Source organism: Spirosoma migulaei (assembly GCF_054776855.1).
Window position 1 is genome coordinate 215,200 of the sequence record NZ_BAAHBG010000022.1, and the last position, 11,978, is coordinate 227,177.

An 11,978-nucleotide genomic window follows, 5' to 3' on the forward strand; every position below is an offset into this window, starting at 1 on the left:
ATATCTATCGTCTATGATTAACCTTGTCAATAACTACTACTTTCGTCTGCTTATTGACTCAGATTAGCTGCCCACATAATGTAATTTTCATAAAAAAAATAAATTGGCAACACTGATTCCAGGCAAACTCTAGAGCGTATGATAAACGCAATAGGCCTGTTCAATTGAGCTTGATGTTCAATTGAACAGTAAGGTACTTAATAATAACTTGACCCCGGGATTAAAAATGCCTTAAAGAATCTTCGCAGAGGAGCATCGCTGTGCCAAAATAAACTATATCTATCCCAGCTTCATGTTAATAATAACAGGCATTAAGCAAGTGAAGTAACTATTGGTAACTACAAAATTTAATGAGAATTAACTACTCATTCGTAGAGTGTCCACAAGGAAACAAAGCTGGACGTTTTTACTCGTGCTTTTTACTAGTCCATAGAGGCTTTATACGATACTTTCCAATCGGTAGCAGCTTAGTTTCTTGATGTTGAGGGTATATTCGGCATTCCTTTATTCGGGAACGGTCAGGGTTTGGTTACTAAACCGAATAGCAGGTTCGCTACTCGACGGAATCAAAATACCTACTCGATAGCGCCCCGGTGCAACCGTTGGGTTAATAATTTCAGCCTTAATAGTCCGAATGGGGCGATTCAAATAATAATTAGAAAACGTATAAGGAAGTTCGGACGGAAAAAGGTAGGTCCGCTGTGCTGATTGGAGCACAATCGCAGCCTCAGTAATCGGCTGAGGGAGCACATTGTAGTCAGTTTCCGCTATGTAGCTATATCCACCACCCGATATGTGTAGTTTTAGGCCTGGATCGGATTTCATTTGTGGCAACGACATTAGCTGTGATTCGTATGGCGTATAATAGGCTTCAGGATACTGATAAATGCCCCTCCGAATCGTTTCATTCATCGTGCGCTGAGCCAGATCTAAAAAAGGACTCCCCCAGCTTGGCCCAAGTCCTGTTTTATTGTGTTTCTGATTAAAGGTATAGGTTAGCAACTGATGCTTCCGATAGGCTATTTTCGGTAAATTCACTAGATACCAGTTACCCCAGACCACCAAACTAATCAATAGGCTAAGCAAAACCCACTGGTTGAGCACGGCTACTGGTTCTGACCGGCGTTCGCTCAGTATATTCAGATAGAGCAGAATCACGAGTACTGCCGGATAAATCATATAGTTGCTAATCAGCATCACATCATAGCCAAAACGAGGGCGTAGAAAGGCTACGATTACGGCATTGATCATCAGAAAGATATAGCAGCCTGTAAAAAAATACCGGCGTTTCCAAAGTGCTTTCGTTGCCCGATTTGTGGTTTCGTAGGTGCCGATCCGCCTACCAAGCAAAGGTTCATTCATCCTCCAAAGCAGCCCCAGTAGAGTCAGGATAATAACGAAACCCGCCAGCGTTGGCAGCACACTTCGCCAGAGAATATCGGCTTTGGAAAATAAGTCGAATAGGCCACCTGTAAAGGTAAAAAAGCCAAAGAATACCAGATACGGGTAGTTTAAAAAGAAAGAAACACTGTTTTCATTACCCTGCCCATTCGGGAAATCATGAAAGTACAAGATGATTGTGGCGATGCCTACTACAAGCCAGATAATCAACCGAATCCACTGCCGCTGCAAGGCTAGTAACACGGCTCCAGCTATCCACCCAAACAGCCCATTGCTCATTGAGAGCGATGTCAATATCTGTACACCCAATGCAATTCCAAATCGGTTGCGCTCACCACTTGCTACTAAATAAATGGTTAAAAAGGACATCATAATCACCACCTGATGCTGCATAGCAGTGATGGCCCACATACTGGTAAGGTAATATTGGGGTTGAAATAATAGAAATGAGACAGGTACAAACGCCATCAGAGGTAGATTCATTGACCGGAATACGCGGTAAAACAAACCCAGGAGCCCCAAAAGGAAGGTAAAGGCGGCAAAAATCAGCCAACGATAGCTCACGATACCCGTCAATTTATAAAGGGCTAGCGTGATTAATTTTCCCATCAGAATCCGGTGTTCGTTGTTGGGGCGAATTAACCAGTCAAGTTTTTCGCTAAGGGTAGGCGCATCGATATAACCGATAATAAAACTCAAAAACGCATCTATATCATCAATCCAGGGAACATTGACCACATAGGCTACCAAAATCACGCAAAAGCATAGAATGGGGATGCCAACCAATACGGAAGCCAACATTCGCAACCGATCAGATTGTAGTAAGTGAGAGCTAGGTAGAGACGTTAAGTTCATAAAATTACGGTGCCTATGGTTTGGGCTTCTCCGCCAATATGATCGCTTTTTTGTGAAAATAATCAGCCCAGCAACGATTCCATAGGTACTTGGGATCGGCATGGATATCTTCCAGAAATAAGGAAACTGGGTAGTGGCTCAAGGGCGCAAGCAGACTTGTCTGATCACTGGACTTGGCTAGTTGCGCATACCGTTGTTCCATTTCACGGTTGTATTGGGCTGCCCGCCCGCTCAGCCAGTCACTGTACACAACAGGCAGTACTGGCCCGACCGACGCAGACGCTAATGCCCAGACCAACAAGACATATACAACAGAACGGGCATTTGTCAGTAAACGATCGGGTTGAAGACGCGGGCGCAAAAACGCCACCCAAAGCGTTAAGTTATATATCCAACTAAGCCAAAAGGTCAGGTTCACTACATTGATCAGGCGAGGAATGGGCGCAATTCCAACACCGTAAAAATGCAATGAGATCAGGGCTAGAATCGTGGCAAAGCCGTGCAACATGCCCAGTAAAGGGTGTACACGCAGATAAGAAGGTAAGCCCGACGTTGATGACCCGGCCAACCGCGGCCCTGTAAGTTGCCAGGCAAGGGGTAGGTACAACAGTGAAAGCGGCAACCAGGGTGTTCGAACGACTTGCTGAGCAATATAAGGAGCCATATACCGCAATGAAGAAATCAGCGTCAACGGAATATTGCTGCTATTAGGATTGCCTCCCAGCCGAATTGCATTGCCAGGAGCTTTCATCAGGTAATACACCGATACACCAGCTACTACAAATAAACAAACGATCGTCACGGACAGCCGCCGACGCTGAATCAAGTCAACGAATGCTATCAGCCCTAATACCGACAGCATCAATACCATAGTCATCTCACTCGACCCAATAATGGCAGTCACCAGCAGACTCTCCACCAATAAATAACCCGGTTGAAATCTAAATCCCTGTCGCTGGTGAGCCAGCATAGTAGCCAGTATCAATAGAAACAATGCACTTGAGAGGCCGTAACTAGCCAAGCCGGTATACCAGTACAAATATTCGGGAATACTGGCCAACGTTGCCATAAAGCCAATAAACAGTCCAGCAGCCAGGGCTACCCTACTACTTGTTCCAGCCACCCGATACAGCCATTGGCTGGCGAGTGCATAGAAGCTTCCCATCAATAAAGCTAAAAAAATGACAGGCACGACTTTGTAGCCCCCAAACCAGCCAATTACCAGTGGATTGGTATGAACAATAAAATTGTGAAAGAAACGCCCTGTCCAGCCATCGTAATACAACTGTTGTGCTTCCCAGAAACCATATTGCATGGCCGTATTGGCAAAACAATAATCGTCGGTTGGGGATGGGTGATTAAAGGTTGCCAGCGCAATGAGTGGTACGATTAACACGCCTACAAAAGCAAGTAACAAACTAGTAACGACACGCAGCAACGGCATGGATTCGGGCATAATAACGGGTATAGTCAGGTGGGTAAAGTGGCTTGTGTTTTGGTAAATCGGCTATTCAGAAATGGATACGCCAATACGGCCACCAGAATCACAAGTGTGCCACCATAAAAGCCAAGGGTCATTCGTTCTGTATCGCCAAAAATCAATACGGCGAGTAAGATCCCATAAACCGGCTCCAAATTTACGGTTAATACAGCCATATACGGTGAGAATTTTCGCAACAGGCCTACGCCTACTGTATAAGCATATACGGTACACACCAGGGATAATACCAGCAGCCAGCCCCATTGCATCAGGGAGTCTGGTACATACTGAACAACATGATTCACATCGGGTGGAGCACTCGCCCTAACAATCAGCCACAGGATAAGCGCCCCCACCGACGCACCAATCATCTCGTAAAAGGAGATAACCAGGGCGTTGTATCGCTGGGTAAAGCGGCTATTTATGATTGTAAAAAGGGAAGACAACATGGCCGAAAATACCGCAACCAGTAACCCTACGACCTTATCGAACTCAAAACGAAAAATAAGGTAAAGGCCTGCCATGACCACAGCCCCCAATATAACTTCAATGGTTCGCACCCGCCGACGTAATACGAGGGGTTCCAGCACACTAGCCCAAAGCGAGCTGGTGGCCATACCCGCCAGACAAACCGAGACGTTGGCTAAGCGAGCCGCCATAAAAAACATAACCCAGTGCAGCCCAATCAGTCCTCCCGTTGCCAGTAATCGCCAGCGATCAGTTGGGGAAACCAGCAAGCTCTGTCGACGTCCGAGTAATACGAATCCCATACCCACTACAGCCAGCAGTGTACGGAATAACACCACCGCCGATGCATCGAGTGGGGCCAATAACTTACCCAGAATAGCCGTAAATCCCCAGATCAAGACAATGAAATGGAGTTGCAGATAATCTGTAATGGAAGGCTTATAAGACATAAATTAGCGAATGAATAATGGATAATGTACAATGAATAATGGGTGCTTACTGGCCATTATTCATTGTACATTATCCATTATTCATTAATTCTACCTCGGTATGGTATTATACAGCAATACCCCGATGCAGGCAAAAATAGCGTTTGGCAACCAAACTGCCACAATTGGATTGAGGTTACCGGATTCCGCAATGCCTTTGGCCAGCATAAAAAACAGCAGGTACGTAAAGGCCAGAATGAATCCCAAGGCCACCTGCCAGCCCACCCCCCGCCGACTCTTTCGAGCCGACATAATAACCCCAATAACCGTCAGAATAATAATGGCAAAAGGGCGGGTATCCCGGCTGTATTTCTCAATTAAATAAGTCTCAACCCCATCAGCACCACGACTTTGCAGTAACTCGATACGCTTGTTAAGTTCGGGACGGGTGAGGGTTTCGTAAAGGTTAAAATCGGAGCTGAAGTCGTCGGGTTTCAGGTTTAGTGTCGTGTCCATACGCGTACCAGGAGTTAGGGACTCGTGCAGACCGTTTATATCCCTGATTTTGTAATCCACAATGGCCCATTTCTTCTTCTTGGCATCCCATTCGATGTGATCAGCGGTGAGTTTTTGCTTAAGTTGATTGCCTTCTACCCGCTCCAGGGTAAACTTATAGCCCGTGTTGCTCAGGTTATTGTAGCTCTCCAGATAGGCATAGGTGTTAGGGGCAATTTTCAAATGCACATTCCGGCCAGAGTAAGTAAACGAATCATTGATGTATTTTATCTCGAAGGCAATCCGGGTTTTGTTGGCTTTCGGAATCACATAGTTTACCATAAAATAGGTTGCTACGGCCAATACCGATGCCCCCAATACATACGGAAACAGGAAGCGAATGAAACTAACGCCCGTACTCAGAATAGCAATAATCTCGGTTCGGGCTGCCAAGCGGGAGGTGAGAAAAACCGTGGCGATAAAGACCATTAGCGGGCTGATGTAGTTGGCCCAGTACGGAACAAAATTCAGGTAATAATCCCACAGAATTTCGTTGCCAGGGGCATGCGTCTTATGAAAGTTGTCCACCTTTTCGGTGTAGTCGATCATCACAACCACCAGCACAATCACCATGACGACGAAGATGTAGGTCTGAAGAAAACGTTTGAGTATATAAGCGTCTAATAGTTTCATAAATCTTTTAAAGGTTTACGGTATTCCGTTTGTGGTATTCGGTGGCTTGCGCATGAGTATTGCTTTCGCGTCAGCCACCGAATACCACAAATTGAATACCGTAAACTAATTCACCAATAAATTTTTCGCAACTTCGTGGCTAACGAACACCGTCTGACCGCTAGTGATCTGAACCAGTACCGATTTGTCGAAGACGTTGATTTGGTTAACTGTTACGGTACAGCCGAGGGTTAAATTCGAGTGATCGAGGTGTTTCAGAAATTCAGGTGAGTGTTCAAGCACTGCCATCAGGCAAACGTCCTCCCCCATTTCCACTTCCGACAGTTTACGATACCCCGTTTCGGGCATCTGACCGGCGGGCGTTGGAATGGGATCGCCGTGTGGATCAAACTGTGGGCAGCCTAAATACGTATCTAACCGTGCTACTAAATCTTCTGAACGTATGTGCTCTAATTCTTCCGCAATATCATGGACTTCATCCCAGCCAAATCCGAGTTTCTGGACCAGAAAAACTTCCCAGAGCCGATGTCGCCGGATTACCTGTAGCGCAAGTCGTTCTCCCTCCTCCGTTAACCGAACGCCCTGGTATTTTTTGTAATGAATCAGCTGTTTATCAGCAAGTTTACGTAACATATCCGTTACCGAAGCGGCCTTTGTTGCTGTCATCTCCGCCAATGCATTCGTGCTCACCTCCCCCTGCCTACGATTGGCAAGTGAATAGATCATCTTCAGGTAATTTTCTTCGGTGAATGATTGCATGGACTAGGGCTACTTATGCAGAACGGCAAAAGAAATCAAAACAGTTTGCTTACAAAGGTAGTTTTTATGTTAAACTTTCTAAAAATTTAGACTAGTCTAAATTTTTATTTCAATAATGCTTATATTTGATACGTTATGGGTGAGCTTTACTATTCGTAACCTACTCAACATTGCTTACATCTATGGAGGCAACCAATACGCAAACGAAAAACTGGCGGCAGGAGTCTAGTGAAAACTCATTAGCCGATGTACATAGCTCTGTTCACGTACCCGTAGGAGCGGGTTTTTTCAAAACATTGCGGGCTTACGCAGGTCCCGGTCTGATGGTCGCTGTGGGGTATATGGACCCTGGCAACTGGGCTACCGATATTGCAGGGGGCGCACGATATGGTTATAAACTATTATCGGTTGTACTGATTTCCAACCTGTTTGCCATCCTGCTTCAGCACTTAGCCTTAAAATTAGGAATTGCTACCGGCCGAGACCTTGCTCAGGCTTGTCGTGACCACTTCAGCCGCCCGGTTGGGTTTGGCTTATGGGCACTAGCCGAAATTGCCATAGCCGCCTGTGATCTGGCTGAAGTTATTGGTTCAGCCATAGCCTTAAACCTGCTGTTTGGTCTGCCATTGACCGTTGGTGTTCTCATTACGTCGCTGGATGTCCTATTACTTCTGTACCTACAGAACAAGGGGTTTCAGGTACTCGAACGCATCGTGGCCAGTCTGATCTTCCTGATCATTGGTTGTTTCGGGTATGAATTGCTGGTTTCGCAGCCCAATGTAGGCGATGTTATTTCGGGCCTGGTGCCGCATACGGATGTCATAACGAATCCGGGCATGCTTTACATTGCCATCGGGATTTTGGGCGCTACGGTTATGCCCCACAACCTGTATCTGCACTCCAGCATTGTACAAACCCGCGATTTTGGGCGTAATGATGTGGGGCGAAAGTCGGCGATTAAATTCGCGACTATCGACTCCACCGTCTCACTGTTTCTGGCGTTTTTCATCAATGCCGCTATCCTGATTTTGTCGGCGGCAGCGTTCCATTTTTCGGGTAATCAGCAAGTTGCGGACATTACGGACGCGCATCGGCTCCTCGACCCAATTCTGGGGGTTAAGCTGGCGGGTATTCTGTTTGCAGTTGCCTTATTAGCCTCGGGCCAAAACTCTACGCTGACAGGTACGCTGGCGGGCCAGATCGTGATGGAAGGTTTTCTGAATTTACGAGTAAAGCCCTGGGTACGTCGGTTAATTACACGCCTGGTTGCAATTGTCCCTGCTTTCGTAGTCACGATTCTGTACGGCGAACATGGCACCAGCGAACTGCTGGTGTTTAGTCAGGTCATCCTCTCCCTTCAACTCAGCTTTGCCGTTGTGCCTCTGGTGCAGTTCACGAGCGATAAAGCGAAGATGGGTCGGTTCGTCAATCCGGTTTGGCTAAAGACGTTGTCGTGGGCGGTGGCCGCCCTGATTATGGGACTTAATGGGTATTTGCTTTGGGATACGATTGTTTAATACCCCTTTGGTATCTTATAGTCCAGTTTATAGATCCGGTGCTGATTTTCCTGATCCCCAAACGTCGTTACAGACATATAAAGCGCGTTTGACGGATTGTGTGAGGAACTGAGTAATCGTACCTCATGCTTTGTTCCGTCAAATTCAATGACCCGAGCCCAGGTTTTTCCAGCATCTTTTGTGCACATCAGCAAACTTTTGGCCTCTCCTGACAGGCAGCTATAGGAGGCAGCCCAAATCTCGTGACCAGTCAATGATTGCCGGGCAACCATGTTCATGACTGGACTTCGGCGGTAAGGATCGAGTAATACCAGTTTTTTAAATTGTTTACCGTCGGAGGTTCTGACAATAAAATTGGTTCCGCCTAAATAATCACTCCCAAATAGAACCGTCTCGTTTGTTTCAGCCATCGACGTGTATCCGCCCGTTTGGTGATGGTATTTATTGATGAGCTGCCATCCATGCTGTTGCTTTTTTGCCTGCTTATCAAAGTGAGTCAAGGTTTCGTTCTTCCACATCTGCTTTTTATTATCACCATCGGTCAGTAAAACTGCCTTTAATCGGGTGCAATATTTAACCAGATGGATGTGCTTATTCACGCCCTGGTGCTTCAGAAAATCAGATACGTCCCAGGTAATGCCGCCATCGGACGAGTAATAAAGGAAGGCTAGATTTTGCCAGGTCTTTCCATGCCAGAGCGAACCATACTCGCCAATCATTAGCGTATGATCCGGCAGCTCGGTCATTCCGTTATTGAACAAGAAATAACTGATTGGGGTAGAGAGTTGAAGAACAGCCGTAAATGAATTACCCTCATCATCACTTCGATAAATAGTGCCATTAGAACAGACAAATAATACGCCTTGCTGACTGCAAAACAAAGACGTGATTGGCTGTGCAAACACATGAACAAGCACAGCCGACTGGCTTTCGTCTTTACTACAATACAGACCATTTAAATGCGAATAGCGGCATCCCCAAAGTCCTCCATCAGCTACCTGAAAACAATACTTCCAATCAATGGCAACGGGTTGTAAACACAGTCCCTCTTTCGCGAAAAACGAATCGGGGGTAATACGTTCAGACAGGCATATATGTTCACCGGCGATTGATAAACAGGTATCATTAGTAAATTTAACATACTGGTTCCCAATTTGATAGAATCGAAATTGGTAGATAATTTCCCAGAGTAAGAAAGAACAAAGCTCTCTTACTTTGCCAACTCGGTGGATGTCCAGTAAGAAACACCAGACATACTTTATGGTATCGGGACCGGGATGCCGAAACAGCGAAAAATATTTTGAGGAAACGTCCATAAAGGGTAGGTTTTGGGATGAAATGGTGTGGTAGAAATAGTTATCGTCGGAGTTAACTTCAGTTACCGGGTCAGAAGGTTGTGGTATAAGGATGGTGTTAGATATAAAGAATACAAAGAATTTCAACTAACTGACAATCAATTTATTGAATACAAAATAGCCAAACATAATCAATACTTTTCGTACTCATAGGTAGTTTGTGAGTTGTAGTTATAGTATGGATCGGGGGGATAAACAATGTTGAGTTTTGTTAGTAAACCCAGCGAATCATACGTGAGTACCCGTTTATATTTGGGGGCGGGTGATGTCATCTCATCAATCACATTGTTCTTATTGATAACCGCAGCCGTTAGGCCATCGCCACGAATGACACCATAGTATGGATTCGGTTTATCATCGTATTGATAGGTATTGGTAACTGCTGGATAGGGCGTAGCAGCCGTTTGCGTAGATACCAACTGACTAATATTCCCATTGCTATATGTATAGTCATATACCTGTACAGTTGAAGAATTGGTGTAAACCTGCTTTAGCGGGAAACGCGAACCAGCATAGGTGAATACGCTTTGACCTATAATAGTATAGTCGCCGGTGTTCTTGCCTGTGTATGAAACTGAGGCAGTCTCTTTAGCTATATTCCCATCTGCATCGTAGGTATATTCGATACGTCTAATCGGTAGATTCGCTCCTAAATCAGATTCAGAATTAATGCGAATGAGCCGATTTTGGGCATCATAGACAAAGGCAGATAGCGTAATAATAACCCTGTTCTCATAAGTACTAGTGATTGTAGCTACCTCTTTCTCCAGATTACCTGTACTGTTGTAGCTATAAACGACCTCCTTACGGTAGGGTGTGTTAAACTTAATTGCATTTGTATAAACCGTTTTTTTAAGTCGAAACCGCTCAGGATCAGGCGTGAGCTGGTGATCCTGACAAGCAGAAAACACAATAGGAATTGTAAGGACAGTGAACCACTTCCATGAAAATTCAATAAACATAAACGTGTTATTCAGAGTGCGACTAATTGATTCGGGTATGTATAGCATCAACCCGGAAAAGGTAAGTGGCTTTTCAATTTTTTTTATCACTTACCTTTTCCGTACATCTCCTATTCACCAATGATTGGCGGCTGGATAAGATGATGTGCTATTGGGTTTTATCTTCGTCTATTCGACCACCTTATGCCAACCCGACCACTACCCATTTACGCAACAGATCAGGATTTTTACGATGCCTTACGTCGGCGCGATGAGCGGGCGTACCAGTATGTATACGCAGAATCATTTCCTTCCTTCCGCTACTGGGTGCTAACCAACAGTGGTACAGAAATGGACGCTGAAGACGCTTTCCAAAAGGGACTGCTCAATTTCCTGCTCAATATCGAGACCGGCAAATACCAGTTTCAGGCGGGCACCCGTGTCACTACGGTTGTCTTTGAGTATTGCAAGTGGGTGTGGATGACCGAATTAAAATCGGCCCGGTTCCGGAATCGGGCCACCATGCCTGAATCATTCGACGCGATTGATACAGCCGATGTCATGAAGGATTTAGAACGAATGGAGATTGTGAACGCGGTTCGACAGTCGTTACAGCAGCTTAAAGATGAATGCCGAAAGCTACTTGAATGGTTTTATGTGGAAGAACTATCCTTGCGGGAAATTGCCGAGCGACTTGGCATGAAAGAGTCCTCGGTTAAATCGAAACGATACGACTGTGCCGAAAAACTGAAAGGGTTTTATCAGAAAACGGCTAATAAGAACGGATTATGAACTTATCTGAAGAACAATACGAGGTTATTGAAGCCTACCTCACCAACGAACTATCGGCAGCAGACCGGGCTTTGTTCGAGAGCGATATGCTGGCCGATGCCGAACTTCAGGCGGAAGTTAACCGCCAGCGCGACATCCGGCTGGGGCTCCGGGCATTGGGCATCGAACGAGCACTGGAACGGGCGAAATTGCAGTACAAAGCAACGATAGCCACGCCTGAAGCAACGCCTGACTCAAAAACCGCTGTTCGGCCGTTGATCAGCTGGCGTTATTGGGCTGCGGCAGCTTCGGTCATTTTAGTGCTGGGCCTGGGTTATTATACCTACCAGCAAACCACCAGTCGGCAAACTGATGTTGCCTACGCCGAAACTTTTTCGCCCGACTCGTCGGATGAGTTGGTCAAAGATTTTCCATCCGGCACGTTTTCACCGGATGCCCGAACCCAGTTGCTGGATGCGCTGGCTACGTATAAATCAGGGAAGTACGACCAGGTTATTGCCCAACTAAGCACGCTGCCTGCCGACAAAAAGACCATTTACTACAAAAATTATTTTCTGGGCTTAAGCTATCTGGCCAACAAGCAACCCACGGAAGCAATCCCGTTATTGACCAAAGCGTTAAGCGCTCCATCCGCAAAAATCCGGCAAAAATCCGAGTGGTTTCTGGCCCTGGCTTATGTGAAGAACGGGCAAAAAGAAAAGGCCCTGCCGATACTGAAAACCATCAGTGCCGACAAGGCCAATCCATTCCAATCGCTGGCAAAACAAGTAGTAAAAAAAATAGAGTAACCCGGG

The 11,978-nt window shown here is 45.8% G+C and carries 10 protein-coding genes; 3 read left to right on the forward strand and 7 right to left on the reverse strand.

The window, feature by feature from the left end:
- Positions 1-504 precede the first annotated feature (504 nt).
- The 5 genes from ACYVGO_RS22170 to ACYVGO_RS22190 all read right to left on the reverse strand — a co-directional run bounded on the left by ACYVGO_RS22170 (position 505) and on the right by ACYVGO_RS22190 (position 6,579).
- Positions 505-2,256 carry a hypothetical protein gene (locus tag ACYVGO_RS22170; protein ID WP_142771917.1) on the reverse strand — a complete coding sequence of 584 codons (1,752 nt, stop codon included), beginning with the start codon at positions 2,254-2,256 and terminating at the stop codon, positions 505-507.
- A 13-nt stretch (positions 2,257-2,269) separates the two neighbouring features.
- Positions 2,270-3,712, reverse strand: coding sequence for a DUF6056 family protein (locus ACYVGO_RS22175; RefSeq protein WP_460971142.1), 1,443 nt, complete (start codon positions 3,710-3,712; stop codon positions 2,270-2,272).
- Between the two features lie 14 nt (positions 3,713-3,726).
- Positions 3,727-4,653, reverse strand: a complete 927-nt coding sequence (locus ACYVGO_RS22180; RefSeq protein WP_460971143.1) for a DMT family transporter — start codon at positions 4,651-4,653, stop codon at positions 3,727-3,729.
- Between the two features lie 90 nt (positions 4,654-4,743).
- A complete protein-coding gene (locus ACYVGO_RS22185) occupies positions 4,744-5,820 on the reverse strand; it encodes an LptF/LptG family permease (protein ID WP_142771915.1) in 1,077 nt (358 codons plus the stop codon).
- Positions 5,821-5,925: 105 nt separating this feature from the next.
- Positions 5,926-6,579 (reverse strand): metal-dependent transcriptional regulator, encoded by a 654-nt coding sequence (locus tag ACYVGO_RS22190; RefSeq protein WP_460971144.1) that lies wholly within the window; start codon positions 6,577-6,579, stop codon positions 5,926-5,928.
- A 182-nt stretch (positions 6,580-6,761) separates the two neighbouring features.
- On the opposite strand from ACYVGO_RS22190, the gene ACYVGO_RS22195 reads away from it, so the two are divergent.
- A complete protein-coding gene (locus ACYVGO_RS22195) occupies positions 6,762-8,096 on the forward strand; it encodes an Nramp family divalent metal transporter (protein WP_460971145.1) in 1,335 nt (444 codons plus the stop codon).
- On the opposite strand, the gene ACYVGO_RS22200 is transcribed toward ACYVGO_RS22195, so the two are convergent.
- Together ACYVGO_RS22200 and ACYVGO_RS22205 are read right to left on the reverse strand one after the other, a co-directional pair.
- Complete coding sequence (locus tag ACYVGO_RS22200; RefSeq protein ID WP_460971146.1) at positions 8,093-9,412, reverse strand: beta propeller repeat protein; 1,320 nt, start codon at positions 9,410-9,412, stop codon at positions 8,093-8,095. The genes ACYVGO_RS22195 and ACYVGO_RS22200 overlap by 4 nt on opposite strands.
- Positions 9,413-9,582: 170 nt before the next feature.
- Positions 9,583-10,413, reverse strand: coding sequence for a hypothetical protein (locus tag ACYVGO_RS22205; RefSeq protein WP_460971147.1), 831 nt, complete (start codon positions 10,411-10,413; stop codon positions 9,583-9,585).
- Positions 10,414-10,596: 183 nt separating this feature from the next.
- On the opposite strand from ACYVGO_RS22205, the gene ACYVGO_RS22210 reads away from it, so the two are divergent.
- Together ACYVGO_RS22210 and ACYVGO_RS22215 are read left to right on the forward strand one after the other, a co-directional pair.
- Positions 10,597-11,184, forward strand: a complete 588-nt coding sequence (locus ACYVGO_RS22210) for an RNA polymerase sigma factor (RefSeq protein WP_460971148.1) — start codon at positions 10,597-10,599, stop codon at positions 11,182-11,184.
- Entirely contained in the window at positions 11,181-11,972 is a 792-nt protein-coding gene (locus ACYVGO_RS22215) for a tetratricopeptide repeat protein (RefSeq protein ID WP_460971149.1), read from the forward strand. The genes ACYVGO_RS22210 and ACYVGO_RS22215 overlap by 4 nt, the downstream gene beginning before the upstream one ends.
- Positions 11,973-11,978: the final 6 nt, after the last annotated feature.

Bases quoted from the DNA above. Each gene is read 5' to 3' on its own strand.
- ACYVGO_RS22205 (WP_460971147.1), bottom strand. From the start codon at position 10,413: ATGTTTATTGAATTTTCATGGAAGTGGTTCACTGTCCTTACAATTCCT.
- ACYVGO_RS22200 (WP_460971146.1), bottom strand. From the start codon at position 9,412: ATGGACGTTTCCTCAAAATATTTTTCGCTGTTTCGGCATCCCGGTCCC.
- ACYVGO_RS22180 (WP_460971143.1), bottom strand. From the start codon at position 4,653: ATGTCTTATAAGCCTTCCATTACAGATTATCTGCAACTCCATTTCATT.
- ACYVGO_RS22190 (WP_460971144.1), bottom strand. From the start codon at position 6,579: ATGCAATCATTCACCGAAGAAAATTACCTGAAGATGATCTATTCACTT.
- ACYVGO_RS22185 (WP_142771915.1), bottom strand. From the start codon at position 5,820: ATGAAACTATTAGACGCTTATATACTCAAACGTTTTCTTCAGACCTAC.
- ACYVGO_RS22175 (WP_460971142.1), bottom strand. From the start codon at position 3,712: ATGCCCGAATCCATGCCGTTGCTGCGTGTCGTTACTAGTTTGTTACTT.
- ACYVGO_RS22215 (WP_460971149.1), top strand. From the start codon at position 11,181: ATGAACTTATCTGAAGAACAATACGAGGTTATTGAAGCCTACCTCACC.
- ACYVGO_RS22170 (WP_142771917.1), bottom strand. From the start codon at position 2,256: ATGAACTTAACGTCTCTACCTAGCTCTCACTTACTACAATCTGATCGG.
- ACYVGO_RS22195 (WP_460971145.1), top strand. From the start codon at position 6,762: ATGGAGGCAACCAATACGCAAACGAAAAACTGGCGGCAGGAGTCTAGT.
- ACYVGO_RS22210 (WP_460971148.1), top strand. From the start codon at position 10,597: ATGCCAACCCGACCACTACCCATTTACGCAACAGATCAGGATTTTTAC.